At 66.3% G+C, this 24,647-nt stretch carries 23 protein-coding genes; 8 read left to right on the top strand and 15 right to left on the bottom strand.

Translation table 11 applies throughout. The annotated features are described in order from the left end of the window. Nucleotides 1-21: 21 nt before the first annotated feature. Nucleotides 22-1,203: an iron-dependent methanol dehydrogenase gene (gene mdh, locus H607_RS0110395; RefSeq protein WP_211218551.1), complete on the bottom strand. Its 1,182-nt coding sequence runs from the start codon at nucleotides 1,201-1,203 to the stop codon at nucleotides 22-24. Between the two features lie 234 nt (nucleotides 1,204-1,437). Between mdh and H607_RS12690 the strand changes: the two genes are divergently transcribed. Further along, nucleotides 1,438-3,348, top strand: a complete 1,911-nt coding sequence (locus tag H607_RS12690; RefSeq protein WP_037990306.1) for a sigma-54-dependent Fis family transcriptional regulator — start codon at nucleotides 1,438-1,440, stop codon at nucleotides 3,346-3,348. Nucleotides 3,349-3,476: 128 nt separating this feature from the next. Here H607_RS12690 and H607_RS0110385 read toward each other — a convergent pair whose 3' ends face one another. The 7 genes from H607_RS0110385 to H607_RS0110355 form a co-directional block, all read right to left on the bottom strand. Then, nucleotides 3,477-4,343, bottom strand: a complete 867-nt coding sequence (locus H607_RS0110385; protein WP_028875380.1) for a ParB/RepB/Spo0J family partition protein — start codon at nucleotides 4,341-4,343, stop codon at nucleotides 3,477-3,479. Beyond that, nucleotides 4,343-5,134 (bottom strand): ParA family protein, encoded by a 792-nt coding sequence (locus H607_RS0110380; protein ID WP_028875379.1) that lies wholly within the window; start codon nucleotides 5,132-5,134, stop codon nucleotides 4,343-4,345. Before H607_RS0110380 ends, H607_RS0110385 begins: the two co-directional genes overlap by 1 nt. Then, complete coding sequence (rsmG, locus tag H607_RS0110375) at nucleotides 5,134-5,802, bottom strand: 16S rRNA (guanine(527)-N(7))-methyltransferase RsmG (RefSeq protein ID WP_211218550.1); 669 nt, start codon at nucleotides 5,800-5,802, stop codon at nucleotides 5,134-5,136. The genes H607_RS0110380 and rsmG overlap by 1 nt, the downstream gene beginning before the upstream one ends. Continuing rightward, nucleotides 5,799-7,721: a tRNA uridine-5-carboxymethylaminomethyl(34) synthesis enzyme MnmG gene (mnmG, locus tag H607_RS0110370; protein WP_028875377.1), complete on the bottom strand. Its 1,923-nt coding sequence runs from the start codon at nucleotides 7,719-7,721 to the stop codon at nucleotides 5,799-5,801. Before mnmG ends, rsmG begins: the two co-directional genes overlap by 4 nt. Nucleotides 7,722-7,788: 67 nt before the next feature. Continuing rightward, nucleotides 7,789-8,646, bottom strand: a complete 858-nt coding sequence (locus tag H607_RS0110365; protein WP_028875376.1) for an SPFH domain-containing protein — start codon at nucleotides 8,644-8,646, stop codon at nucleotides 7,789-7,791. 25 nt (nucleotides 8,647-8,671) lie between these two features. Continuing rightward, nucleotides 8,672-9,130 carry an NfeD family protein gene (locus H607_RS0110360; protein ID WP_028875375.1) on the bottom strand — a complete coding sequence of 153 codons (459 nt, stop codon included), beginning with the start codon at nucleotides 9,128-9,130 and terminating at the stop codon, nucleotides 8,672-8,674. Next, entirely contained in the window at nucleotides 9,127-9,909 is a 783-nt protein-coding gene (locus tag H607_RS0110355) for an alpha/beta fold hydrolase (protein ID WP_028875374.1), read from the bottom strand. The genes H607_RS0110360 and H607_RS0110355 overlap by 4 nt, the downstream gene beginning before the upstream one ends. 117 nt (nucleotides 9,910-10,026) lie before the next feature. On the opposite strand from H607_RS0110355, the gene H607_RS0110350 reads away from it, so the two are divergent. Both H607_RS0110350 and ptsP read left to right on the top strand, forming a co-directional pair. After that, nucleotides 10,027-10,296, top strand: a complete 270-nt coding sequence (locus H607_RS0110350) for an HPr family phosphocarrier protein (protein WP_028875373.1) — start codon at nucleotides 10,027-10,029, stop codon at nucleotides 10,294-10,296. A gap of 13 nt (nucleotides 10,297-10,309) precedes the next feature. Next, nucleotides 10,310-12,052: a phosphoenolpyruvate--protein phosphotransferase gene (gene ptsP, locus H607_RS0110345; protein ID WP_028875372.1), complete on the top strand. Its 1,743-nt coding sequence runs from the start codon at nucleotides 10,310-10,312 to the stop codon at nucleotides 12,050-12,052. 4 nt (nucleotides 12,053-12,056) lie between these two features. Here ptsP and H607_RS0110340 read toward each other — a convergent pair whose 3' ends face one another. Further along, entirely contained in the window at nucleotides 12,057-12,662 is a 606-nt protein-coding gene (locus tag H607_RS0110340; protein WP_051240831.1) for a UbiX family flavin prenyltransferase, read from the bottom strand. 37 nt (nucleotides 12,663-12,699) lie between these two features. Here H607_RS0110340 and H607_RS13820 point away from each other — a divergent pair, with 37 nt between their 5' ends. After that, nucleotides 12,700-13,794, top strand: a complete 1,095-nt coding sequence (locus tag H607_RS13820) for a C40 family peptidase (RefSeq protein ID WP_051240830.1) — start codon at nucleotides 12,700-12,702, stop codon at nucleotides 13,792-13,794. On the opposite strand, the gene H607_RS12680 is transcribed toward H607_RS13820, so the two are convergent. The 5 genes from H607_RS12680 to H607_RS12670 are packed head-to-tail and all read right to left on the bottom strand — an operon-like array spanning nucleotide 13,766 to nucleotide 17,836. Continuing rightward, on the bottom strand, nucleotides 13,766-14,551 hold the full coding sequence (locus H607_RS12680) for a uracil-DNA glycosylase family protein (RefSeq protein ID WP_211218548.1): 786 nt from the start codon (nucleotides 14,549-14,551) through the stop codon (nucleotides 13,766-13,768). The two genes, H607_RS13820 and H607_RS12680, sit on opposite strands and share 29 nt — an antisense overlap. Continuing rightward, the gene (locus H607_RS0110325) at nucleotides 14,548-15,198 is read right to left on the bottom strand and encodes an ABC-type transport auxiliary lipoprotein family protein (protein WP_028875370.1); all 651 of its coding nucleotides are present in this window, start codon (nucleotides 15,196-15,198) and stop codon (nucleotides 14,548-14,550) included. The genes H607_RS12680 and H607_RS0110325 overlap by 4 nt, the downstream gene beginning before the upstream one ends. Nucleotides 15,199-15,202: 4 nt before the next feature. Continuing rightward, nucleotides 15,203-16,099 carry an MlaD family protein gene (locus H607_RS12980; RefSeq protein WP_051240829.1) on the bottom strand — a complete coding sequence of 299 codons (897 nt, stop codon included), beginning with the start codon at nucleotides 16,097-16,099 and terminating at the stop codon, nucleotides 15,203-15,205. 26 nt (nucleotides 16,100-16,125) lie between these two features. Beyond that, nucleotides 16,126-16,845 carry a dienelactone hydrolase family protein gene (locus tag H607_RS0110315; RefSeq protein WP_028875369.1) on the bottom strand — a complete coding sequence of 240 codons (720 nt, stop codon included), beginning with the start codon at nucleotides 16,843-16,845 and terminating at the stop codon, nucleotides 16,126-16,128. 55 nt (nucleotides 16,846-16,900) lie between these two features. Further along, the gene (locus H607_RS12670; protein WP_037990304.1) at nucleotides 16,901-17,836 is read right to left on the bottom strand and encodes a LysR family transcriptional regulator; all 936 of its coding nucleotides are present in this window, start codon (nucleotides 17,834-17,836) and stop codon (nucleotides 16,901-16,903) included. A 119-nt stretch (nucleotides 17,837-17,955) separates the two neighbouring features. Between H607_RS12670 and H607_RS0110305 the strand changes: the two genes are divergently transcribed. Then, nucleotides 17,956-19,143 carry an acyl-CoA dehydrogenase gene (locus H607_RS0110305; RefSeq protein WP_028875368.1) on the top strand — a complete coding sequence of 396 codons (1,188 nt, stop codon included), beginning with the start codon at nucleotides 17,956-17,958 and terminating at the stop codon, nucleotides 19,141-19,143. A gap of 17 nt (nucleotides 19,144-19,160) precedes the next feature. After that, nucleotides 19,161-20,384: a CaiB/BaiF CoA transferase family protein gene (locus H607_RS0110300; protein ID WP_028875367.1), complete on the top strand. Its 1,224-nt coding sequence runs from the start codon at nucleotides 19,161-19,163 to the stop codon at nucleotides 20,382-20,384. Between the two features lie 7 nt (nucleotides 20,385-20,391). On the opposite strand, the gene pdxR is transcribed toward H607_RS0110300, so the two are convergent. Then, complete coding sequence (pdxR, locus tag H607_RS12665) at nucleotides 20,392-21,885, bottom strand: MocR-like pyridoxine biosynthesis transcription factor PdxR (RefSeq protein WP_051240828.1); 1,494 nt, start codon at nucleotides 21,883-21,885, stop codon at nucleotides 20,392-20,394. Nucleotides 21,886-21,996: 111 nt separating this feature from the next. Between pdxR and gabT the strand changes: the two genes are divergently transcribed. Together gabT and H607_RS0110285 are read left to right on the top strand one after the other, a co-directional pair. Then, nucleotides 21,997-23,307: a 4-aminobutyrate--2-oxoglutarate transaminase gene (gene gabT / locus H607_RS0110290; RefSeq protein WP_028875366.1), complete on the top strand. Its 1,311-nt coding sequence runs from the start codon at nucleotides 21,997-21,999 to the stop codon at nucleotides 23,305-23,307. A gap of 61 nt (nucleotides 23,308-23,368) precedes the next feature. Next, the gene (locus H607_RS0110285; protein WP_028875365.1) at nucleotides 23,369-24,643 is read left to right on the top strand and encodes a Glu/Leu/Phe/Val family dehydrogenase; all 1,275 of its coding nucleotides are present in this window, start codon (nucleotides 23,369-23,371) and stop codon (nucleotides 24,641-24,643) included. The last annotated feature ends 4 nt before the right edge of the window (nucleotides 24,644-24,647 follow it).

Below are 24,647 nucleotides of genomic sequence, written 5' to 3'. Positions count from 1 at the left end.
TCAGGATACCGTACGAACGGTTCACATGGCCGCCTCGAAGATACCGATTACCTGCTCGAGCGTGGCCTTGCGTGGATTGGTGAGCATACAGGCGTCCTTTTGCGCATTCTCGGCCATGACTTTGTGATCGGCCGCTTTTACTCCCAGCTCGCTCAAGCCTCGGGGAATACCGATGGACGAAGACAGCGTTTTGATGGCATCGATTGCCGCCAAGGCAGCCTCACGCATCTCCATGCCCAACGTTTCGACACCCAGCAAGGCAGCGATGCGGGCGTAGCGTTCAGTGGCTGCGATGAGGTTGAACTGGCAGACGTGCGGCAGCAGGATGGCGTTGCACACACCATGCGGCAGATTGTAGAAACCGCCGAGCTGGTGCGCCATGGCGTGGACGTAACCGAGCGAGGCATTGTTGAACGCCATGCCCGCAAGATACTGGGCATAACACATGGCGGCGCGAGCCTCCATCCAGTCTCCATTGGCTACGGCCTTGGGCAACCACTGTCCAATGAGGGCGATGGCTTTTTCGGCACAGGCATCGGTGATGGGCGTGGCCGCAGTGGACACGTAAGCCTCGACCGCGTGCGTCAAGGCGTCCATGCCCGTGGCAGCGGTAAGCGCGGGGGGCATCTTTACCGTCAGACGAGGATCGTCGATCGCCACCAGCGGGGTACAGCGCCAGTCGACGATGGCCATCTTCACATGGGTATCGGTGTTGGTGATGATGCAGAAGCGGGTCATCTCCGAGGCGGTACCGGCGGTGGTGTTGATGGCGATCAGAGGGGTCATCGGCACTTTGGATTTGTCGACCCCTTCATAGTCACGGATATGCCCCCCTCCCGCGGTGACCAGCCCGATGCCCTTGGCACAGTCGTGCGAGGATCCGTCACCCAGGGACACGATGAAATCGCACTTCTCTTTCTGATAGACTTTTACACCATCATGGACATTGATGTCAGTTGGATTGGGTTCGGCACCAGCGAAAATCACGCTGTCGATCCCCTCGCTGCGCAGCAGGTCGGCAATTTCCTGCGACAACCCCATCTTGTGCAGCCCAGCGTCGGTGACGATCAGCGCCCGTTTCGCGCCCAGCATCTTGGCCCTTGGCCCGACTTCTTTGACACATCCAGGGCCGACGAGGGTTACCGAAGGAATGAAAAAACCATCGGTGCGATCGGCCAGTTGGAGATAATTCAGCAAACTCATGGCATTCTCCTCCAAAAGTAGTAGTAGAGATAAAATTTCCTGAATCATGCCGATCAATCACAGCATCGGCAAAATTGATATAGCAAGGTTCATGCCAACAGCCGTTTCCCCACGATTGCGTTCTCACGAAAAGGCATCAGGACCAGAAAACCGGAAAAAATGTCGCAAGTTGCGACGACGGACCGAGACAAGAGTCTCAATGTGCAACACCGTCGCGCATGCAAGGAGGAGGAGATGGAGATCGAGCTGTTTCCCGAATCCGTCCGTCGGGCCAGGCGGATTTTTCTCGAGCAGGGGGAGTTCCCTGCCCTTCCCTTGGCCGAGCCCATTCTGCATTCATGGCAACGCTGTCGTGAGCAGCGCGTTCCGGCCGAGCGTCTCCTGCCCCCCGACGAGGGGATAGTAGAAACGCCCATACTCGAGCAGGCACGTGAGTCAGTCGAGGAATGGATGCAGCTGTCCCGCCCCGTGCTGGAGAGTGTGTTTGGGGGATTCGACGAGAGTCGCAGCGTACTCATCATCGCCGATACCCAGGGTTTGATCGTGGAAGCACTGGGGGACTCTTCTTTCCTCGACCGTGCCCAGCGGGTCCATTTGACCCGTGGAGCGCTGTGGCACGAGCGGATACGCGGCACGAATGCCGTAGGCACTGCGATCGCCGAAAAAGCGCCGATCGAGGTATTGGGTCCGGAGCACTATCTGAGCTGCAACGAGTTCCTCGCCTGCACGGCCGCTCCCGTCTTCGACGGTACCGGGCGACTCGCCTTGGTGCTGGACGTCTCCTGCGATTGGCACGACCATCATCCACATACCAAAGCGCTGGTGGCGACGGCTGCGCGGCTCATCGAGAATCATGCGATCGTTTCACGACACCGGGGTCTTCGGGTGCATTTGCATCGTGACCCATGGGCGCTGGGTGGATTCGTAGACGATGCCATTCTCTGCGTCGCCGAAGATGGGCGCATCATGGCCGCGAATACGGCAGCACGACGCCTCCTTTGCTTGCAGACACAAGACCTGGGAACGCGCACTCTGGAAGAGTTATTGCGACCTGCAGCCCGGGGCGTGCGCGGTGATGGTCCGGTGTGCCTCCACGATACAAGGGGACGGCCTCTCTATGCCCGGTTCGAAGGACGGCAAGCACGGGTAATGATGCGATCCCCCACCCCAAAAGACAAAAACGATGCGCTCGCGCAACTGGATACGGGCGATGCGCGGCTGCATGAAACCGTCGAGCGTGCAAGACGTCTGGCCGGGCGCGACATCCCCATCCTGTTGCGCGGCGAGAGCGGCGTGGGCAAGGAGCTCTTCGCCCAAGCCATTCATCGCAGCTCACCGCGGCGCAACGAGCCGTTCGTGGCGGTCAATTGCGCTGCACTGCCCGAAGCGCTCATCGAGGCCGAGCTCTTCGGCTATGCACCGGGCGCCTATACCGGTGCGCGCCGCGAAGGCAGCCTCGGGCGCATCCGCGAGGCGCACGGCGGCACGCTCTTTCTCGACGAGATCGGCGACATGCCGCTCGCGCTGCAGGGAAGATTGCTGCGGGTGCTGGAAACGAAGGAAGTGGTGCCGCTGGGCGGCAAGCCGGTGCGCGTCGAGTTCTCCCTGATCGCGGCCACGCACCGCGACCTGCCGGCCGAGGTCGAGGCGGGGCGATTCCGCGCCGATCTCTATTACCGGCTGGCGGGTCTGACGCTCACCCTGCCGCCGCTGCGCGAGCGCAGCGACCTGCCCACCCTGGTGGAACGCATCTTGCGCGCTTGCGCGCCGGATCGAGACTTGCGGCTCGCACCCGAGGTGGTCGCAGCCTTTGCGTCCTATGCCTGGCCCGGCAACGTGCGCGAACTCGCACAGGCCCTGCGCGTGGCCGCAGCCCTGGTCGATGAGGACGAGACGGTGATCGGCTGGGAGGCGCTGCCAGAGGGGCTGGCGATGGCGTTGCGGTCACGGGCCGGCATGTCCCCCTCCCTGCCGCAAGGGCGGGAAGAGATCTTCGAACTGGCAACCCTGTCACGCGCTGCGATCGAGCGGGCGCTCGCCGCGAGCCGGGGCAACCGCACGGCGGCAGCCAAGCGCTTGGGCATCAGCCGCGCCACGCTCTATCGCAAATTGCGCGAGATGGACGGACGGCGCGCCGATCGCTAGGGAGACGCTGAAGAAATGAGCGAGCGGGATGAAGCGCAAGGCGCACGGAGCGCAGCGACCGAGACATATCGAGTGGATAGGCGAGGGAGCGAGCACCGCGCAACGCAGCGATTCGCCCGCGCAGCCAATTATTCAGCGTTTCCCCAGGCCCGCACGCCCAGACGTTCGAGAAGCCCTTCGAGCGTGTCGTCGTCACTGAAGGCGATCTCGAGCGTACCACGCCCGCCGCGGCGGCGCTTGATCACGACCGGCGCGCCGAAGTGCTCTGAAAGCGTTTCTTCCAGCCGCCGCCAGTCGGGGTCTTTCACGTCCTCCGGCTTGGGCGCGGGCGGAGCGAGTAGCGTCTGCACGGCGCGCTCGGTCTGGCGCACCGACCAGCCCTGCGCCGCGGCGCGCCGCGCGAGCTCCACCTGCTGCGGCACGGCGAGCGCGAGCAGCGCTCGTGCGTGCCCCATCTCCAGGGCGCCTTCCATCAGCAGCTCGCGCACCGGTTCGGCCAATTGCAACAGGCGCAGCAGGTTGGTGACCGCCGAACGGCTACGCCCGACAGCCTCGGCCGCCTGCTGGTGCGTCATGCCGAATTCGTCGATGAGCCGCTGCAACCCCAGGGCCTCTTCGATCGGGTTGAGATCCTCGCGCTGGAGGTTCTCGATGAGCGACATCGCCAACGCCGCCTCGTCCGGAATCTCGCGCACGAGGCAGGGCACTTCCAGCAGCCCGGCCATGCGGGCGGCACGCCAGCGCCGCTCCCCGGCGATGAGCTCGTAGCGCTCGCCCACCGGACGCACCAGCAGCGGCTGCATCACGCCCTGGGCGCGGATCGAGGCGGCGAGCTCTTCCAGCGCCTGCGGGTCCATGCGCGTGCGCGGCTGGTAGCGGCCGGGATCGATGCGATCGATATCGACATGGCACAACGTCTCCTGTGCCGTCGAAACCGGTGCGCCCAGCAGCGCATCCAGCCCGCGACCCAGACCCTTGCGCTTGCCCGCCGCCATCAGTGCGCCTCCGCAAGCGGGGCCACCATGCCCAGGCGCCGTTCCAGCTCGGCGGCGAATTCGAGGTAGGCGAGCGCGCCTCGCGCGCGGGGATCGAACACGACTCCGGGCATGCCGTGGCTCGGCGCCTCCGCCAGGCGCACGTTGCGCGGAATCACCGTCGTGAAGACTTTCTCGCCGAAATGGCGCTGCACTTCCTCCGAAACCTGCTGCTGTAGCGTCACGCGCGGATCGAACATCACCCGCAGCAGCCCGACGATGCGCAAGTCCCGGTTGAGGTTCGCATGCACCCGCTTGATGGTGTTGGCCAGATCCGACAAGCCTTCGAGCGCATAGTATTCGCATTGCATTGGAATGATCACGCCGTGGGCGCAGGTGAGTGCGTTGAGCGTGAGCAGCGACAGCGACGGCGGACAGTCGATGAGCACGAAATCGTAGGCGGCAGGGGCGGCGGCGAGCGCGTCACGCAGACGGAATTCGCGTCGCGGCAAGTCGACGAGCTCCACTTCGGCCCCGGCGAGCTCCCGATTGGCGGGCAGCACGTCGTAGCCGCCGGATTCGGAGCGCAACGTTGCCTCTTCCAGGCCCGACAGCCCCACCAGCACCTGATAGACGGAGCGCTCGAGCGTGCGCTTGTCGATGCCGCTGCCCATGGTGGCGTTGCCCTGCGGGTCGAGGTCGACGAGCAGCACGCGGTGCCCCCGCCGGGCGAGCGCCGCGGCAAGGTTGACGCTGGTCGTGGTCTTACCGACCCCGCCCTTTTGGTTGGCGATGCAAAACACGTGGCCCATCAGCGGAATTCCCCGATCACGAGATGGCGCGCCTCGGCAAGCCCCGGTACCTCCAGCGGAACGACTCGTGTCACCACGTCCGCCGGCAGGCTGGCGAGTTCGTCGCGGTGGCGCGGCCCTTTCATGGCATACCAGTGCCCACCCGGCGACAGGAGGTGGCGGGTGAGCGCGACGAACTCATCGAAGCGCGCGAATGCCCGCGAGATGATACCCGAGATCGGCGCCGGCGGCCGCCAACGCTCGACCCGTTCGTGCCAGGGATGGAAGCCTTTCAGCCCCAATTCGATCGCCGCCTGGCGCTGGAAGGCGATTTTTTTCGCCACCGCGTCGAGCGAGTGCACGACGAGCGGACTTTCCTCGGCCTGCGCCACGAGGGCAAGCACGAGCCCCGGCAACCCTGCGCCGGAGCCGACGTCGACGAGCACCCGTTCCTGCCGCACCCAGGGCCAGACGGCGAGCGCGTCGAGCAAGTGGTGGGTGACGACTTCGTCGAGCCGCGCGATCGCCGTGAGGTTGTAGACGCGGTTCCACTTCACGAGCAACCCGGCGTAGCGCCACAGCGCCTCCAGCGTCGTCGCAGGCAAGGAAAGCCCGAGCGCGGCGACGCCCTCTTCGAGCAGGGCGCGCGCCGCGGTCTCGTCCAGCGGCGCAGGAGCGCGAGGGCTCACTCGGCGCCCTCCGGCGCCACTTCGGCCTGGGGTGCGGATTCGCCGCGGCGCAGCCACACGAGCAAAATGGCGATCGCCGCCGGGGTCACGCCCTGGATGCGGCTCGCCTGCCCCAGGGTTTCCGGCGCGTGCTGGGCGAGTTTCTGCTGGATCTCGCGCGACAGCCCCGGGATGCGGGAATAATCGATCCCCGGCGGAATGCGGACCGCCTCGGCGGCCTTGAGCCGCTCGACCTCGGTGTGCTGGCGCGCGAGGTAACCGTGATACTTGGCAGCGATCTCGAGCTGCTCGATCACCGCCGGGTCGTTCTCGGGCAGCTCCGGCGCCCCCGGCAGAGTCATGAGTTCCTCGTAGCGCACGCCGGGACGGCGCAGCAGATCGAAGAAGCTCGCCTCGCGCTCGAGTGGCGCGCCCAGCACTTGGGCGAACGCCTGCGCCTCTTCGGCCGAGAGTCGGGCCGGAACGACCCGCTGTGCCTGCAGACGCGCCGTCTCGCGTTCGATCGCCTCGCGTTTGCGGCAAAACGCCGTCCAGCGCAGATCATCGACCAGCCCCAGGCGACGCCCGATCTCGGTGAGCCGCAGGTCGGCGTTGTCCTCGCGCAACTGCAAGCGGAACTCGGCGCGCGAGGTGAACATGCGGTAGGGTTCGCTCACGCCCTTGGTGACGAGATCATCGACGAGCACGCCGAGATAAGCCTCGTCGCGTCGCGGCCACCACGGCTCGTGCCCCAGTGCGAACCGGGCGGCATTGACCCCGGCGAGGAGCCCCTGTGCCGCGGCCTCTTCGTAGCCGGTGGTGCCGTTGATCTGGCCGGCAAAGAAAAGCCCGTGGAAGTGCTTGGTCTCGAGGCTGTGCTTGAGGTGGCGCGGATCGTAGTAGTCGTATTCGATGGCGTAGCCGGGACGCAGCACATGCACCCGCTCCAGCCCCGGGATGGTGCGCAGCATCTCGATCTGCACGTCGAAAGGCAGCGACGTGGATACGCCGTTGGGATAAATCTCGTTCGTCTCCAGCCCTTCGGGTTCGAGGAAGACGTTGTGCCCGTCCTTGTCGGCGAAACGGTGGATCTTGTCCTCGATCGAGGGGCAATAGCGCGGCCCCACCCCCTCGATCACGCCGGAGTACATGGGCGAGCGGTCGAGGTTGCGGCGGATGATCTCGTGCGTGCGCGCGTTGGTGCGCGTGATCCAACAAGGGCGCTGCGGCGGATGCATGGCGCGCGAGCCGAGGAAGCTGAACACCGGCTCGGGATCGTCGCCCGGCTGCACGGTGCAGCGGGAAAAGTCGATCGTGCGCGCATCGAGCCGCGGCGGCGTGCCGGTCTTCAAACGCCCCTTGGGCAGCCCCAGTTCGGCGAGCCGCTGCGCGAGCGACAAGGAGGCCGGATCGCCCGCGCGTCCGGCCGCGTAGCGCGACAACCCCACGTGCACGAGACCGTTCAAGAACGTGCCCGTGGTGAGCACCACGGCCGGCGCCTCGAAACGGATGCCCAGCTGAGTGACCACGCCCTGCACGCGATCGCCCTGCACCAGCAGGTCGTCGACGGCCTGCTGGAAGAGCCACAGATTGGGCTGGTTCTCCAGGCGCTTGCGGATCGCCTTGCGATAGAGCACGCGATCGGCCTGGGCGCGGGTGGCGCGCACCGCCGGCCCCTTGCTCGCATTGAGCGTTCGGAACTGGATGCCGGCCTCGTCCGTGGCGAGCGCCATCGCCCCGCCGAGCGCGTCGACCTCCTTGACGAGGTGCCCCTTTCCGATGCCGCCGATGGACGGGTTGCAGCTCATCTGCCCCAGCGTGTCGAGATTGTGGGTGAGCAGCAGCGTGCGCGCGCCGGCCCGCGCCGCGGCCAAGGCCGCTTCGGTCCCGGCGTGGCCGCCGCCGACGACGATGACGTCGAAGCGTTCGGGAAAGATCATGAGCGTACGATGGTCGAGGAAAACTTTTGATTGTAGGCGTTTTCGACGTCGAAGAACAGCAAAGGGTTCAGTGTCCACCGCGGGCGAAGAGCCCCGCCACCGCCTGGGGCAAGTCGGCCGGCAGAACGACGAACTTGGCGTTCTCTCCGGCGGCGAGGCGCTCGAGCGAGGTAACGTATTTTTCCCCCAACAGATACCACAGAGCGGAGGAATCCGGCCCCACTGCCTCGCCCACCCGGCGCAGCGCCTCGGCGGAAGCCTGCGCCAGCATCACCCGGGCGTTGGCATCGCGTTTGGCCGCCTCCAACCGGGCTTCGGCCTCCAGGATGGCCGCCTGTTTCTCGCCCTCGGCGCGCGTGACCATGGCCTTGCGCTCGCGCTCGGCGGCGGCCTGCTGTTCCATCGCCTGCTGCATGGAAGGGGAAGGCCGGATGTCCTGGATCTCCACCGATTTCACCGTCAGCCCCCAATCGATCGCCTCGTCGACGATGGACTCGCGCAGCCGCACCTTGATTTTCTCGCGGGAAGAAAGGGCCTCATCGAGCTCCATCTCGCCGATGATCGAGCGCAGGGTGGTCATGATGAGATTTTCGATCGCCACGGCGAAGTTCGTCACGCCATAGGCCGCTTTCACCGGATCGGTGACCTTGACGAAGGCCACCGCATTGGTGACGATCACCGCGTTGTCGCGCGTGATCACCTCCTGCTCCTTGATGTCGAGGATGAGATCCTTCGTCACCAGCTTGTAGGCAATGCGATCGAAGTAAGGGATGACGATGTTGAGCCCGGGCCGCAGGGTAGTCCGGTATTTTCCCAGACGCTCGACGATCCATTCCTCTCCCTGCGGCACGATGCGCACCCCTTTGGCGATGGTGACGACCACGAAGAGCAACAAGACGGCAACGACGACCAGACTCGCATTCATTTTTTTCTCCGGGAAAATTCTCTTCTCAGGATCGCCCCTGACGCAACCGCGCCACTTTCACCACCTGCCCTTCGACCGCCACCACGCGCACCCGCTCACCCGCACCGATCGGTTCATCGGCAAAGGCCGGCCATTCTTCCGCCCCGAGAACCGGCCGCTGGAAACGCACTTTTCCCCGCCGCTGCGGGTCGATCGCCTCGCTCACCCAGCCGGTCTCCCCCACCGCGGCGTCGGAAGCCCCGATGCGCGAACGCCGCCAGCGCGGCTCCAGCCAGCGAAACCATGCCACCACGAGCAGGAGAGACGCGACCAGCCACAAACCGAGTTCGAGCGGCAAAGAACCGTGCGGCAGGATCGCCACCACGGCGGCGACACCGCAGGCAGCCAAACCGAACCAGAAGATGAAAAAGGAAGGCACCACCAACTCGGCGAGCATCAGGAGCACCCCCAACACCAGCCACACCCAGGCAGGCCAGCCGTTCATGCACGCTCCTCGTCGAGCTCGTCGAGGAACCGGGCAATCACCGCGATCAATTCCTCTGGCCGTTCCCGATGCGGACTGTGGCCGCACTGCGGCAATACCGCCATTTTCCCTCTCGGCGCGCCCCGTGCGATCTTCTCGATCTGTGCCAAAGTCGCGTATTCGTCCCGGTCACCCTGCACCGCCAGCACCGGACAGACGATCTTCGGGATCTCCGCCTCGATGTTCCACGCGCGGAACTCGGGCGAGAGCCAAATATCACGCCACGCGGCGAAAACACGCTGCGGATCGGATTGATGTCGCGCCAGGCGCTGCGGCCAGTCGGTCGTGCGCCACAGCCGGTCGGCCGCCTCGATTCCGGCGATCGCCTCCGGTTCCACCTCGACGTGCGGTGCGATCAGCACTGCCGCCTCTGGCCGCGGCACCAAACCGGAAGCGGCATAAATGAGGACGATCGAAGCCCCATCGCTGTGCCCCACGAGCACCGGATGCTCGATCTCCAGCGCCTCCAATACTCGCGGCAACCAATGCAAAGCCTCGCGATGGAGATAATCCACCCCGCGGGCTCGCCCATCCCATTCACTGCGCCCGTGCCCTTGACGCGAATAGGCCATCACGGGACGACGCAAGGCGTCCGCGAGGCGTTGCGGAAAATCCCGCCAGATCGACACCGATCCCAGACCTTCGTGGAGCAACACGACGGGCGAGGACCCCACGTCGATCTCTTGCGGCTGCCACCATTCGTATTCCAATGCGATTGCGTCGATCTCGACGAATGCCATGGTCTCCTTTCCTTCCATCCGTTTCGCGCAGTCTAGCATTACCCTGCTTTCCACGAAAAGAAACCCATTCCCCCGCAGATTCGCTAAAATGCAAATTCCTTTCCCGGCGCCACCACCATGCCCAAGGCCGAAGTCGAAATCATCAACAAGCTCGGACTGCACGCACGGGCCTCGGCCAAGCTCACCGAGCTCGCCAGCCAGTTTCCCTGCCAGATCTGGATCAGCCGCAACGGGCGGAGGGTCAACGCCAAGAGCATCATGGGCGTGATGATGCTCGCCGCCGCCAAGGGCAGCAAGGTCGAGATCGAGACCGAAGGCGAACGCGCCGACGAAGCCTTGCAGGCCGTCGTCGAGCTCATCCGCAACCGCTTCGGCGAGGAGGAGTGAGCCCTTGGGCGGCATCTCGTTCGCGCTGCACGGGCTCGCCGTCTCGAGCGGCATCGCCATCGGCCGGGCGCACCTCGTCTCGCACGCCCTGCTCGAAGTCAGCCATTACGAGATCCCCGAGAACCGCGTCGAGGACGAATGCAGCCGGCTGCGCACCGCCGCCGCCGCGATCAAGGCCGAGCTCGCTGCGCTCAAGGCCACCACCGCCGCCAGCCAAGCTTCGGCCGAACTGAACGCCTTTCTCGACCTGCAGGCGATGATGCTCGAAGATCCGCTGCTCATCGAAGCCGCCTGCGAGCGCATCCGCCAGCAGCACATCAACGCCGAATGGGCTCTCACCCAGCAACTCGACACGCTGCTCGAGCAATTCGACGCCATCGAAGATCCTTACCTGCGCGAACGTCGGGCCGACGTCATTCAGCTCGTCGAGCGGCTCCTCAAGGAACTGCTGGGGCTTGCGCGCCCGCCGAAACCGCGGCGCGACGATCTGCCTACCGTCGTCGTGGCGCACGACCTCTCACCGGCCGACACCATCGGCTTTCGCGGCCAGCACATCGCGGGCTTTCTCACCGACGTCGGCGGTCCCACCTCGCACACCGCCATCGTCGCGCGCAGCCTGCAACTGCCCGCGGTAGTGGGCGTGCGGCTCGCGCGCCAGCTCCTGCAGGAAGACGACCTCGTCATCATCGACGGCGCGCGGGGCGTAGCCATCGTCAATCCCCACCCCAGCATCGTCGAGGAATACCGCCTGCGCAAGGCCGAGCTGGAGATCTCGCGCACGCGGCTAGCCCGCCTCAAGGATGCCCCCACCGTCACGCTCGACGGCACGCCGATCGAGCTCTTGTGCAACATCGAGACGCCGCGCGACCTCGACCTCGTGCAGCGCGTCAACGCCGACGGCATCGGGCTGTACCGCACCGAATTTCTCTTCCTCGATCGGCTCGATCGGCCGAGCGAAGATGAGCAGTACGAGGCCTATCGCGACGTACTCAAGAGCATGAAAGGCAAGCCGGTCACCATCCGCACTTTCGATCTGGGTGGCGACAAGGATTTCGAGCCAAACGCCCCGCGCGTGCAACCCAATCCCGCCCTGGGGCTGCGGGCCATCCGCTATTGCCTCGCCGATCCCACGTTTTTCCTCACCCAGCTGCGGGCGTTGCTGCGCGCTTCGGTGCACGGCAAACTCAAGATCATGCTGCCCATGGTGGCGCACGCCCACGAGATCGACCAGACGCTGCAGCTGCTTGCCCGCGCCAAGGAACAGCTGCAGCGCGAGGGGAAGAAATTCGCCGAAGACGTCGAACTCGGCGCCATGGTCGAAATCCCGGCCGCGGCGCTCGCGCCCGGCATCTTCCTCAAGCGCGTGCAATTCCTTTCGATCGGCACCAACGACCTCATCCAGTACACCTTGGCCATCGACCGGCAGGATGACGCCGTGGCCGATCTCTACGATCCACTGCACCCCGCCGTGCTGCGTCTCATCGCCGGCACCCTCCAATTCGGCATCAAGAACGGATTGCCCGTATCCTTGTGCGGGGAGCTCGCCGGCCACGCCGAATACACCTGGCTCTTCCTCGGTATGGGATTGCGGCAATTTTCCATGCACCCCGAGCGGGTGCTCAGCGTGAAACAGCGACTGCTGCGCGCGGACCTCACCGAACTCGCCCCCAAGGTACAGCGCCTGCTCAAGCTCGATGAGCCGGCCCGGCTGCGCGAAGCGTTCGAAAAGCTCAACACGGCCCCGTCCGTCGCCTGATTCTCTACGCCTCGCCCGTCCATTCTGCCCACGGCGCCGGAGGCACGCCGAAGAGCGAAGCCACCCGCATCGCGATCTGCTGCACCAGCCGCTGCGGCGTGAGATCCCCCAGATAGAACGCCGGCACGGGCGGGGCCACCACCGCGCCCGCCTCGGTCACCGCCGTCATGTTGCGCAGGTGAATGAGGTTCAAGGGAGTCTCGCGCGGCACCAGAACCAAACGCCGGCGCTCCTTGAGCGTCACGTCCGCCGCCCGTGCGATCAGGGTATCTCCCAGACCGTGCGCGATCGCCGCCAAGGTGTTCATCGAACAGGGGATCACTACCATGCCGAGCGTGACGAACGATCCCGAGGCGATCGGCGCGCCGATATCCTTGTTCGCGTGTAGCGCATCGGCAAGTGCCGCGAACGCCTCGCGGCCGGCGCCGAGTTCCAGCCGGGCCGTGCGCAGCGCCGCCGCCGACACCACCACGTGCAGTTCCCAGTCGGTCGCCTCGCGTAGCCAGCGCAGCAGCTCGAGCGCGAGGATGCTGCCCGATGCGCCGGTCACCGCCACCACCAGCCGCGACGGGGCGCGGGCGAGGTTTGCATCTCGTACGTTTCGTTGCATAATTGGCAATTATCCTTTTCCGGTCGGAGTGTCTGCCATGCCGACACCAGTGACCCAGCCCTTGTGGCGGCTGAGCCTTCTGGCGATGGCGTTCGGTCTGCTGAGCGCCTGCACCCTCACTTCCCAAGCCCAGCGCCCAGACGATTCGCAATATACCCTGGCGAGCGGCGAGCCCGCCCAGGCCGCCGACGAGGAAGAGGCCGACGAGGATCCGCTCGACGTCTTCCTCTCGGCGCCCATCTACCGCAGTCCCGACTATACCCTGAGCGCCGACGTCAAACCCGGTCGTATGACCCGGGCCCTGGAGACTGCGCTGTCGCTGCAAGGCACGCCCTATCGCGCCGGAGGCAGCGCACCAGACGAAGGCATGGACTGCAGTGGTTTCGTCAAGTATTCCTTCTCCAGCGTCGGCATCGACCTTCCGCGCTCTTCCAGCGACATGTACAACGCCACTGCCCACGTCTCGCGCAACGATCTCAAACCGGGCGATCTCCTCTTCTTCAAGACCGGGCGCCGCAGCCGCTCGATCAATCACGTCGCCATCTACCTCGGCAACGGCCGTTTCATCCACGCCCCGCGCGCCGGACGGACCGTCTCCATCGACACCCTCGAGCAGGACTACTGGCGCGAGCGCTTCATCGCCGGAGGTCGCGTCGGCGGCATGAGCCACGCGCCGCTCGAACTCGCCGCCAAGGAAGAAAGCCAGGAAACCCCTCCTTCCCACGACAAAGATTCCCTCGAAACAGCGGCCGCCGCGGCCGCTCCGCTGCTCGCGGCCGGCGTCGCGCCCCACAAGGCGGGCAACAGCAAGGCCAAGCCCGCCAAAGCCGCCCCTTCGTCCAACCGCATCGTCGCGCGCAACGACAAAACCCGCAAAACCGCGTCACCCACGGCGCAAGGGCACGCCACGGCTCACACGCAGACGGCGAGCCGAACGCCCGCGTCACGCTCCCCGGCAGGGAAGAACACCGTACAGACCGCGAAGGCCGGTGGCAAGCCGCCCGCCAAACCCGTGGTTCAGGCGAAGAACGAGAAGCCCGCCTCGGCGCCGCACGGCGTTCAGACCAAAGCCAAAGACAACGACAAAGCCAAGGCCAAAGCCCCTACCCGAGTCGCTCAGGCCGGTCGCTGAGTGCCGTATCGCAAAAGGTAGCCAAGGAGGCGGATCGCTCCTGGCACCACACGCCCAGTTCGGTCAGCATCGCCCGCGCCTGCTCGGCCCAGCCGCGATTGGCGGCGGGGCTCGCCGGGCTCGGGTGCAGGATGCGGGCGATGCGAACCGGCAGATCCTCGAGCGCTTCCCGCGCCCGCTGTTCCGCCCAGGCGCCCACCCCGACCACCCATTGCGGCCTCGAGGCTTCGACCACCTCACGCAAGTGCGCGTCGCAGGCTGCGAGCAGCGCCGTGCGCGCCGCGGCGGGCAGTTTGTCCGGCGTGAAGTTGCGCGTGCCGGCAAAGAAGGCAAGCGGGCAGTAATTCGCCACGAAATGTTCGGTGAAAAAGGCTGCCGCAGTGCCGAAGCGCTCGCGGAAAAGCCCCCACAGCCTCGCCCCCGAGACTTCGGATCGCCGGCAGGCCCAGCCTTCGATGGGGCGCTGCGGGTGTTCGCGCACCGGGCGCACGATCGGCGCATCCAGTCCCAGCCAGTCGCGCACCGCCGCGATCTCGCCAAACGGCACCCCCGTCTGTACCATGCCGAACGGCCCGGGATTCATGCCGAGGAAAAGCACGCGCTTGGGCCCTTCACCATAGCGGCTCAGGTATTGCTCGTGCACCGCCCAGGCGTAGTCGAGCGGGGCATAGACGTGCGTCACCGGCGGGCCGAACTCGAGCGCCGCCGTGCGCTCGTGCAAGCGGCGCGCCGCTGCCACCAGTGCCCCGGCGCTCATCGCCCTTGCGCCTCCACGGCCAACGTCCAGCGCGCGACCTCTTCGCTCACGCGCGCGAGCGCCTCCCCGAGCGCTGCCACCGCCCCTTCGGCGTTCGGCTGGGTCACGGGCGCCGTGGCGGCGAAGCGCTTGCTCGCCAGTACCCGACCGTCGCTCGTCTGTACCCAGCGCGCCCGCAGCGCCACTTCCGCCTCACCGTAAGGGGCAGGTCCGACCGGCGGCACCCGCTCTTCCATGAGGTCCACGTCGACGGCGAGCCGCCGATCGGCCGGCAAGCGCGCCTGCGGCGGCAATACCACACGAAACGCGCCGCTTGTTTCGAGATGGCGCGTGAGCACCGCCGCCACGGCCTCCTGCGGCGGCTCCGCCCAGCGGCTGAGCGTGTAATACTCCAGGCGCAGTGGCTCGCGACGGTAGGCGATACGCTCTCCGGCAAAGGCCGGCGCCACCCACGGCGCGCTCACCTGCACCGTCAGTGACGAAGATGCCTGCGGCGAGGCGGGGGCTTCTCCTCCTTGCCCTGCCGTGCGTGCTGCCGCCTCCAGCGACAACCGCGCCGGCGCCTGCGACGACCCTTGCTGACCCATGGTGCAGGCACCCAGCACCAAGCTCACCATCAGTATCGTCGCAACCGCTTTGATGCTCATGATTTCATTCCCCCGGCCCCGGCCGTTCCGGCGGATCGCCCCACAGTAGGCGCTGCGGCCGCTCCTCGAGCGAAGCGGTCAAGCGCTCCAGACGGCTCATCGAGGATTCCAGCCGCTGCAGCGCCGCCTCGGCCTCGGGCTGCACGCCGCGTCGCGCCGCCCGCAATTCCTCTTGCGCCGTCACCGTCGCCTCACGCAGGGCCGCGGCCGTGCGCTGCAATTCTCCCAACAGCGCCTGCGCCTCATTCAAGGTCCGCCGCCCGTCGGTGGCAAGTGCCGGAGCCTGCGCCGCCGCCTGCTCGAGGGAAGCGGCCAGCGCATCGATGCGTTTTTCCTGGGCGGCGAGCGCGGCCATGAAACGGCGCGCGTCGGCCATCGTCGCCGTGAGGTTGGCGAGATTGTCGTCGGAGAGCAGTTTTTGCAACTGCTGCATCACGCCGGCCACCTGCTCCAGATTCTGCGACAGGGCCACGTCGAGCCGGCGCATCAGCGAAGGCGCCGCGGTAATCACCGCCGGCGTGCCGTCCGGCCCCGGCAAGAGGGGGGGCGCATCGACCGAACCGCCCGACAATTCGATGTAGGACAAGCCCGTCAGCCCCTGGCTGGAGATCGTCGCCCTGGTGTCGGTCTTGATCGGTGTCCCCTCGACGATGTCGAGGTCGATCGCCACGCGCTCGGAGTCGACGAGCGTGACCCCCTTTACCCGCCCGACGACGACGCCCCGATAGCGCACGAAACTGCCGCGATTGATGCCGGTCACCGATTCGGTCGTCAGCACCCGGTACGGCAGGTAGTGGCGTGTATCGACGTCGGCCCCCAGCCACAGGCCCAAGCCGACGAGGGCCGTGAGCGCCACGACGACGAACACGCCGACGATCACATAAGGAACGCGCGATTCCACGTCTGATCAGCGCCGCGACGCACGCCTCATGCAAAAACCTCGTGCAGGAACTCACGCAGGATCGCCCAGGAGCGCGCGTCGGCCGACGGGCTGTAGACGGTACCGAAGGAAGGATCGTTCGCTTCCGGCAGAGTAAAGGCGTGCATGGTGTTGCCGAAGGCATGCAGCTGCCAGTCGGCGCCGGCTTCCGTCATTTCCTTGGCGAAGTCCACCACCATGTTCGGCGGCACCATGGGATCGTCCCAGCCGTGCAGCGCCAGCACCTTGGCCTTGATCTTCTTGCCGGCGGTGTTGCCCGGCGGCGTGAAGAGACCGTGGAAACTCGCCACCCCGCGCACATCGGCCCCGGTGCGCGCCAGATCGAGCACCGTGAGCCCGCCAAAGCAGAAACCGATCGCCGCGATCCGGTCGGCATCGACTTCGGGCTGGGCGCGCAGGGCCTCGATCGCCTTGGCGATGCGCCCCTGCAGCCTCGCCCGATTTTCGACGAATGGGGTCATCAGCTTCGCGTTCTCTTCCTTGCTCTTGCCGAGCACCCCTTTGCCGTACATATCGACGGCAAAGCCGACGTAGCCGAGCATCGCCAGCTGGCGTGCCTTCTCGCATTCGAAGGCGGTACGTCCGGCCCAGGCGTGCGCCACGGCCACGGCCGGCCGCTTGCCGACGATGGCATCATCCCATGCCAGGAAACCTTCGAGCGTCGTGCCCTCGTGCGTGTATTCCACCAAACGCGTGCGTATCGTCATCTCGTTCCTCCTCGTGGCAGGAAATGTTCGTGGGCCGGATGGCCCTCGGCATATGTTAGCACCCCCCTTCCCCGCTGACCACCGCCGATTCCCGGACCGATTCGTGGCTGCGCCCTGCCTCGGCCACCAACCATTGACGAAATGCTGCCAGTGCCTGGCGTTCGGCCTTGCGCTCGGGCACGATCAGGTAATAAGCGCGGCGGCTCACGAAACTGCGGTTGCAGGGAATCATCAGCTCTCCCGCGGCGAGCTCCCGTTCGATGAGAAAGGGCGGGATGAGCGCCACGCCCATGCGTTCGATCGCCGCCTGGGCCAACATCGAGAACAATTCGAGCCGCATCCCCGCCATGTCGTGCGCCACCCGCATGCCCGCGGCCTCGAACCACTGTCGCCACGCATAGGGACGGGTACTTTGCTGCAGCAACGGCAGGCGTGCCACCTCCTGCGGGGAAAGACCCGGCCTTGCCCCCGGTAGTGCCGGGCTGCACACCGGCACGGGGAATTCCGGCATCAGGAAGTGCGCCTCCGTTCCCGGCCATCCGGCCTCGCCGAAATAGATCGCCGCATCGAACGGCGTATCGTCGAAGAGAAAAGGGCGGGTGCGCGTCTCCATGTGGATCACCACCTCGGGATGGAGCGCGCGAAACGCGCCCAGGCGAGGCAGCAACCAGCGGGTGGCGAAGGTGGGCACCACGGCGAGCTCCAACGTTCCCGCCCCTTGGCCGGACATCACCGCCAGCGTGTCGCGCTCCAGCGCCTCGAGCCGCAGCGCCACCTGTCGGCTGTAGGCCCGGCCGGCTTCCGTGAGTTGCACCCCGCGCCGCGTCCGGCGAAACAGCGCCACCCCCAGAAAGTCTTCCAGCGCCCCGATCTGGCGACAGACGGCGCTCTGCGTCAAGGCCAATTCCTCGGCCGCACGGGTGAAACTCTCATGGCGCGCCGCCGCCTCGAACGCCGTCAGCGCCATCGTCGAAGGGATCTTCTTGCGCATGCTTCAGCACCACGAAGTGAGTGAAACGCACCGGTCGATGCATAAAAAGCGCTTGCCGGCAGAAGATTCCCTTTATACCATACCGAAACATCACACCCGACCCGCCGAAGGAGATCGCCATGTCCGCCCACCGTGCCGCATTCGACTGGCAAGACCCGCTGCTGCTCGACACCCAGCTCACTGAAACGGAACGCCTCGTGCGCGACACCGCCCGCGCCTACGCCCAGGAAAAACTCCAGCCCCGTGCCCAGCACGCCTTCCGCCACGAACACACCGACCCGGCGATCTTCCGCGAGATGGGCGAACTCGGCCTGCTCGGCCCCACCATCCCCGAAGAATACGGTGGCGCGGGACTCAACTACGTCGCCTACGGGCTCATCGCCCGCGAGATCGAATACGTCGACTCGGGCTTCCGTTCGATGATGAGCGTGCAGAGTTCGCTCGTGATGGTCCCCATCCACGAATTCGGCACCGAAGCGCAAAAGCGCAAGTACCTGCCCAAACTCGCCCGCGGCGAATGGATCGGCTGCTTCGGGCTCACCGAGCCCAACCACGGCTCCGACCCCGGCAGCATGGAGAGCCGCGCGCGCCGCGTCGACGGCGGTTATCTGCTCTCGGGCAACAAGATGTGGATCACCAACAGCCCCATCGCCGACGTCTTCGTCGTCTGGGCCAAAGACGACGAGGGACAGATCCGCGGGTTCATCCTGGAAAAAGGGTGGAAAGGGCTCTCGGCACCGGTCATCCACGGCAAGGTGGGGCTTCGCGCCTCGATCACCGGCGAAATCGTCATGGACGAGGTCTTCGTGCCCGAGGAAAACGTCTTCCCCGAAGTCCGCGGCCTCAAGGGCCCCTTCACCTGCCTGAATTCCGCCCGTTTCGGCATCGCCTGGGGTGCGCTGGGCGCGGCCCAGGCCTGCTACGAAACCGCCCGCAACTACGTGCTCGAGCGCAAGCAGTTCGGCCGGCCGCTCGCCGCCAACCAGCTCATCCAGAAAAAGCTCGCCGACATGTGCACCGAGATCACCCTCGGGCTGCAGACGGTGCTGCGCATCGGACGGATGAAGGACGAAGGCATCGCGGCCGTCGAACTCACCTCCATCGTCAAGCGCAATTCCTGCGGCAAGGCGCTCGACATCGCCCGCACCGCCCGCGACATGCTCGGCGGCAACGGCATCAGCGACGAATACTGCGTGGCGCGCCACCTCGTCAACCTCGAAGTGGTCAATACCTACGAGGGCACGCACGACATCCACGCCCTCATCCTCGGCCGTGCCATCACCGGCATCGCCGCCTTTGCCAACTGAGCCGGGGAATCGCGACGATGGACCAGGCCCTCTCCCACCTGCGCGTGCTCGATCTCTCGCGCGTGCTGGCCGGCCCCTGGGCGAGCCAGCTGCTCGCCGATCTGGGTGCCGACGTCATCAAGATCGAAAAACCCGGCAGCGGCGACGACACCCGCACCTGGGGGCCGCCGTGGTGGAAGGGAAACGGTGAAGACGGGGAAAGCGTAGCCGCCTACTTCCTGTGCGCGAACCGCAACAAACGCTCGCTCACCGTCGACCTCACCCGCCCCGAAGGCCAGGAGATCATACGGCGCCTGGCCGAAGAGGCCGACGTCGTCATCGAGAATTTCAAGGTGGGAGCGCTCGCCCGCTACGGCCTGGATTACGCCAGCCTCTCGGCGCGCAACCCCCGGCTCGTGTATTGCTCCATCACCGGCTTCGGCCAGACCGGCCCCTACGCGCCCCGGGCGGGATACGATTTCCTCATCCAGGGCATGGGCGGCCTCATGAGCATCACGGGCCGGCCCGACCACGAACCCGGCGGCGGGCCGATGAAGGTGGGCGTGGCGCTCACCGACATCCTCACCGGCCTCTACGCCGCCAATGCCATCCTCGCCGCGCTTGCCTGGCGCGAACGCAGCGGCCGAGGCCAGTACATCGACATGGCGCTCCTCGACGTGCAGGTCGCCTGCCTCGCCAACCAGGCGCTCAACTACCTCACCACCGGTCAGGATCCTCCCCGGCTGGGCAACGCCCACCCCAACATCGTCCCCTACCAGGATTTCCCCACCGCCGATGGCTGGATGATCCTGGCGATCGGCAACGATGGTCAATTCGCCCGTTTCTGTGCCGAAGCAGGGGTGCCGGAGCTCGCCGCCGACCCGCGCTATGCCACCAACCCGGCGCGCGTCGCCCACCGCGCCGAGCTCATCCCGCGCCTGCAGGAGCTCACCCGCACGCGCAGCACCGATGCCTGGATCGCCGCCTTGGAGCGGGCCGGAGTCCCCTGCGGCCCCATCAATCCCCTCTCCCGGGTTTTCGCCGATCCCCAGGTACGCGCCCGCGGCATGGCGCTGCGCCTGCCCCACGAGCGGCTGGGCGAGGTGCCGCAGGTCGCCAACCCCATGCGCCTGTCGGCCACCCCTCCGGCCTATCGGGGTGCTCCACCGCTCCTGGGTGAGCACACCGCCGAAGTGCTGCGCGAGGTGCTCGGGATGGACGAAACCGAAGTTTCGTCGCTACGGGCGAAAGGCATCGTCTGATGCCCCTTCATCCGCCGGCTCCCTGCCCGGAGGGCCGGCGGTGCGCCCCGATCGCGCGCAACAGGATCTCCACGGGCCGCCTCATGCGCTCGACCGGCACCGGGGCAAATCCCAACACCATGCCGGAGCGCCGCGTCGACGCCTCGAGCGAGTAGCGCGACAAGGGACGGCAGATCACCCCTTCGTTCAGGGCACTCGCAGCGATCGCCACATCGTCGAGCGGCTCGGCGAACTGCACCGTCAGGTGCAGCCCCGCATGCCCGCCCAAAAAAGACACTGCCGTCCCCAACTCCCCGGACAACAGCTCCCGCAAGGTTTCCAGACGTTCGCGGTAGAGCGGCCGCATGCGGCGGATGTGGGCGCTGAAGTGCCCGTCGTCGATGAACTCGGCCAGCGCTGCTTGCTCGGGGAGGCGGCCCTCCCGGTACAGTTCCGCGTTCGCCACGGTAAACGCCTCGGCCAAGGACGGCGGCACCACCAGATACGCCAGCCGCAGGCCGGGAAAGAGCACCTTGCTGAAGGTGCCGACGTAGATCACCCGTTGCGACCGGGACAGGCCAAAGAGCGAAGCGATCGGCTGGCTGTGAAAACGCATCTCGTTGTCGTAGTCGTCCTCGATCACCCACGAGCCGTGACGTTCGGCATATTCCAGCAGATCCAGACGCCGCCCGAGTGACATCACCGCCCCCGTCGGATACTGGCACGAGGGCGACACGAAGATGAGCCGCGGCGGCCGCTCCCGCTCCTCGGGCCGGATCGCCAGCCCCTCGCCATCGACCGGCTGCGCCACCACCTCCAGCCCCGCCGCCTGCAACACGTTGCGAGCTCCCCAGTAGCCGGGATCCTCCATCCATGCCCGGTCGCCGACGTCGGCGAGCACCCGGGCGATCAGATCGACCGCCTGATGGGTGCCATTGACGATCACCACCTGCTGCGGCGTGCACGACATCATGCGCGTCATGCCCAGATACTGCGCCAGCACCGTCTTGAGCGGTCCATAGCCGCCATAGCCGTATTGCGCCAGATGGCGTTGCTCCGGCCGGAGGTAACGACCCAGAATCCGTCGCCATACCGCGAACGGAAAATGGCTCACGTCGGGGATTCCCGGCATGAACGCCCCCCCTTGCAAACGGCTGCTCGCCGCGTGCGCCAGCAACGTCTTGCCCCGTGCGCTCACCGCCACCTGGCCATTCCCGCCGGCCCCCTCGGTCATCGTCCCCTGGGGCGCACGGATGCGCTCGGAGACGAACGTCCCCGATCCGCCCCGCCCTTCCAGATAGCCCTCGGCCAGCAACAATTCATAGGCCCGCAGCACCGTGTTGCGGGCCACGCCCAGCTCCCTGGCCAGACTGCGGCTCGAGGGCAATTCCGCCCCCGCCGGCAGGCGGCCGGACAAGATGGCCTGGCGCACCGCGAGATAGAGACGATTGCGCAAGCCATTGCGCACCGGGGCACCCGCAAATGCGGCGACGATCGGTTCGACGGAAATCTCACGCGGCATCGACTACACTCCTCCAAGTGGCCCCAAAAAATTACCATAAACTGGCCCCACGATGGGACGAATATTTACTTATAGTGGTTCACCGCAACCCGTCCCCGTCGAGGAATACTCATGAACGCCAATGCACCCAAACCGCCCTCCAACGCCGAACTCCTGCGCCGCCGCAGCGCGGCCCTGCCACGGGGGTACGGTCAGGCGCACCCCGTTTTCGCCAGCCGCGCCGACAATGCCGAGATCGTCGACGTCGAAGGTCGCCGCTGGATCGACTTCTGCGCCGGCATCGCCGTACTCAACACGGGGCACCGCCATTCCCGCGTCGTCGCCGCCGTCCGCGAACAACTCGAGCACTTCACCCATACCTGTTTCCAGGTCGTCGCCTACGAATCCTACGTCGCGCTGTGCGAGCGCCTCATCGCGCTCGCCCCCGGCAAATCGCCGAAAAAGGCCTGTCTCTTCACCACCGGCGCCGAGGCCGTCGAAAACGCCGTCAAGATCGCCCGGGCGGCCACCAACCGCTCCGGCGTCATCGCCTTCGGGGGCGCCTTCCATGGCCGTACCCTCCTGACGATGGCCCTCACCGGCAAGGTCGAACCCTACAAGGGCGCGTTCGGGGCCATGCCCGGCGAAATCTTCCACGTTCCCTATCCTCATGCCCTGCGCGGCGTGCGTACCGAAGATTCCCTGCACGCGATTGAGACGCTGTTCAAGACCACCATTCCCGCCCACCGCATCGCCGCCATCATCGTCGAGCCGGTGCAGGGCGAAGGCGGCTACATTCCCGCCCCCGCCGACCTGCTGCCGCGCCTGCGCGCCCTGTGCGACCAGCACGGCATCGTGCTCATCGTCGACGAAGTGCAGACCGGCATCGCCCGCTGCGGTGCGCTCTTTGCCACCGAGCGTTACGGCATCGAGCCGGATCTCGTCACGCTGGCCAAGGGACTGGGCGGCGGCACGACGCTCTCGGCCGTGGTCGGCAAGGCCGAGCTCATGGACGCCCCCCCTCCGGGCGGCCTCGGCTCCACCTACGCCGGCAATCCGCTGGCCGTGGCCGCCGCACACGCCGTGCTCGACGTCATTGCCGAAGAGGATCTCTGCACCCGGGCAGAAACCCTGGGGGTACGCATGCGGGCACGGTTCGAGACGATGCGCAACCGTTTTCCCTTCATCGCCGAAGTGCGCGGCCTGGGCGCCATGACAGCCGTCGAATTCTGCCATGAAGGCGACCCGGGACGCCCGGCTCCCGAGATCGCCAACGCCCTCAAGGAAGAGGCGGCGCGCCGCGGGCTGCTCCTGCTCACCTGCGGCAGTTACGCCAACGTCTTGCGCGTCATGATTCCCCTGACCATCCCCGAAGCGGTGCTCGACGAGGGGCTCGACATCATCGAAGCCTCCCTTCAGGCCATCGCCGAACGGAAGAACTGATTTCCGCAACCGACCCGATCCCACAAGGATTTTTTACACTCCCACAAGGAGAAACCCCACGATGGACAGCATCCCTTCCTACCTCGACCGTGCTCACCTCGGCCCCTGGGAAGTCTTCCTCGAGCAGGTCAATCGCGTCACGCCCCATCTGGCCGATCTGGGCCATCTCGTCGAGACGCTCAAGCGTCCCAAGCGCATCCTCATCGTCGACATCCCGGTGAGGATGGACGACGGTTCGATCCGGCACTTCGAAGGCTACCGCGTCCACCACAACACCTCGCGCGGGCCCGGCAAGGGCGGTGTGCGCTATCACCAAGACGTCACGCTCTCCGAGGTGATGGCACTCGCCGGCTGGATGACGATCAAGAACGCCGTGATCGGTCTTCCGTTCGGGGGAGCCAAGGGAGGGGTACGGGTCGATCCCCGCACCCTGACCCGGGGTGAACTGGAGCGCCTCACCCGCCGCTACACCAGCGAGATCGGCGTGCTCATCGGTCCGGACAAGGACATCCCCGCGCCGGACGTCAATACCAACGAGCAGATCATGGCCTGGATGATGGACACTTATTCCATCAACCAGGGGCGCACCGTCACCGGCGTGGTCACCGGCAAACCGGTGGCCTTGGGCGGCAGCCTGGGCCGGCGCGAAGCCACCGGCCGGGGCGTCTTCATCGTCGGGCGCGGCGCGGCGCGCAAGCTTGGCCTGGATCTGTCTGGTGCCCGTGTCACCATCCAGGGCTACGGCAACGTCGGCTCCACCGCCGCCCGCTGTTTCGCCTCGGCCGGCGCCAAAATCGTCGCCCTGCAAGACGTTACCGGCACGATCCACAACGGTGACGGCATCGACCTCGATGCCCTGCAGCGCTGGCTCGACGGCGGGGGTACCCTGGGGCGATTCCCCGGGGCCTCGGCGATCGCGAACGAGGATTTCTGGTCGGTCGAAACGGACATTCTCGTACCGGCTGCCCTCGAAGGCCAGATCGACCGGCACAACGCCATGGACATCAAGGCGCGGCTCATCCTCGAAGGCGCCAACGGCCCCACCACGCCCGAAGCCGATGATCTCCTCACCTCCCGCGGGGTGACCATCGTGCCCGACGTGCTCACCAATGCCGGCGGGGTCACGGTGAGCTACTTCGAGTGGGTGCAGGATTTCTCCAGTTTCTTCTGGACCGAGCAGGAGATCAACGAACGGCTCGAGCGCATCCTCAGCGAAGCCTTCGAGGCCGTATGGAAAGCCGCGCAAGAACACCGCGTGACCCTGCGCACCGCCGCCTATATCCTCGCCTGCCGGCGCGTGCTCGAGGCACGGCAGCTGCGCGGCATTTATCCTTGAACCA

Origin of the sequence: Tepidiphilus margaritifer DSM 15129 (genome assembly GCF_000425565.1) — a bacterium.
Taxonomy (GTDB): domain Bacteria; phylum Pseudomonadota; class Gammaproteobacteria; order Burkholderiales; family Rhodocyclaceae; genus Tepidiphilus; species Tepidiphilus margaritifer.
The sequence above is the reverse complement of the archived record's forward strand: the minus strand, read 5'-3'. Positions and strand labels throughout refer to the sequence as shown.

Bases quoted from the DNA above. Each gene is read 5' to 3' on its own strand.
- gabT (WP_028875366.1), top strand. From the start codon at position 21,997: ATGAACGCCAATGCACCCAAACCGCCCTCCAACGCCGAACTCCTGCGC.
- H607_RS0110340 (WP_051240831.1), bottom strand. From the start codon at position 12,662: ATGCAACGAAACGTACGAGATGCAAACCTCGCCCGCGCCCCGTCGCGG.
- H607_RS0110315 (WP_028875369.1), bottom strand. From the start codon at position 16,845: ATGACGATACGCACGCGTTTGGTGGAATACACGCACGAGGGCACGACG.
- H607_RS0110300 (WP_028875367.1), top strand. From the start codon at position 19,161: ATGGACCAGGCCCTCTCCCACCTGCGCGTGCTCGATCTCTCGCGCGTG.
- H607_RS0110285 (WP_028875365.1), top strand. From the start codon at position 23,369: ATGGACAGCATCCCTTCCTACCTCGACCGTGCTCACCTCGGCCCCTGG.
- pdxR (WP_051240828.1), bottom strand. From the start codon at position 21,885: ATGCCGCGTGAGATTTCCGTCGAACCGATCGTCGCCGCATTTGCGGGT.
- H607_RS12670 (WP_037990304.1), bottom strand. From the start codon at position 17,836: ATGCGCAAGAAGATCCCTTCGACGATGGCGCTGACGGCGTTCGAGGCG.
- H607_RS0110350 (WP_028875373.1), top strand. From the start codon at position 10,027: ATGCCCAAGGCCGAAGTCGAAATCATCAACAAGCTCGGACTGCACGCA.
- H607_RS12690 (WP_037990306.1), top strand. From the start codon at position 1,438: ATGGAGATCGAGCTGTTTCCCGAATCCGTCCGTCGGGCCAGGCGGATT.
- H607_RS0110380 (WP_028875379.1), bottom strand. From the start codon at position 5,134: ATGGGCCACGTGTTTTGCATCGCCAACCAAAAGGGCGGGGTCGGTAAG.
- mdh (WP_211218551.1), bottom strand. From the start codon at position 1,203: ATGAGTTTGCTGAATTATCTCCAACTGGCCGATCGCACCGATGGTTTT.
- H607_RS0110305 (WP_028875368.1), top strand. From the start codon at position 17,956: ATGTCCGCCCACCGTGCCGCATTCGACTGGCAAGACCCGCTGCTGCTC.
- H607_RS0110325 (WP_028875370.1), bottom strand. From the start codon at position 15,198: ATGAGCATCAAAGCGGTTGCGACGATACTGATGGTGAGCTTGGTGCTG.
- H607_RS13820 (WP_051240830.1), top strand. From the start codon at position 12,700: ATGCCGACACCAGTGACCCAGCCCTTGTGGCGGCTGAGCCTTCTGGCG.
- H607_RS0110355 (WP_028875374.1), bottom strand. From the start codon at position 9,909: ATGGCATTCGTCGAGATCGACGCAATCGCATTGGAATACGAATGGTGG.
- H607_RS0110365 (WP_028875376.1), bottom strand. From the start codon at position 8,646: ATGAATGCGAGTCTGGTCGTCGTTGCCGTCTTGTTGCTCTTCGTGGTC.
- H607_RS0110360 (WP_028875375.1), bottom strand. From the start codon at position 9,130: ATGAACGGCTGGCCTGCCTGGGTGTGGCTGGTGTTGGGGGTGCTCCTG.
- mnmG (WP_028875377.1), bottom strand. From the start codon at position 7,721: ATGATCTTTCCCGAACGCTTCGACGTCATCGTCGTCGGCGGCGGCCAC.
- H607_RS12680 (WP_211218548.1), bottom strand. From the start codon at position 14,551: ATGAGCGCCGGGGCACTGGTGGCAGCGGCGCGCCGCTTGCACGAGCGC.
- H607_RS0110385 (WP_028875380.1), bottom strand. From the start codon at position 4,343: ATGGCGGCGGGCAAGCGCAAGGGTCTGGGTCGCGGGCTGGATGCGCTG.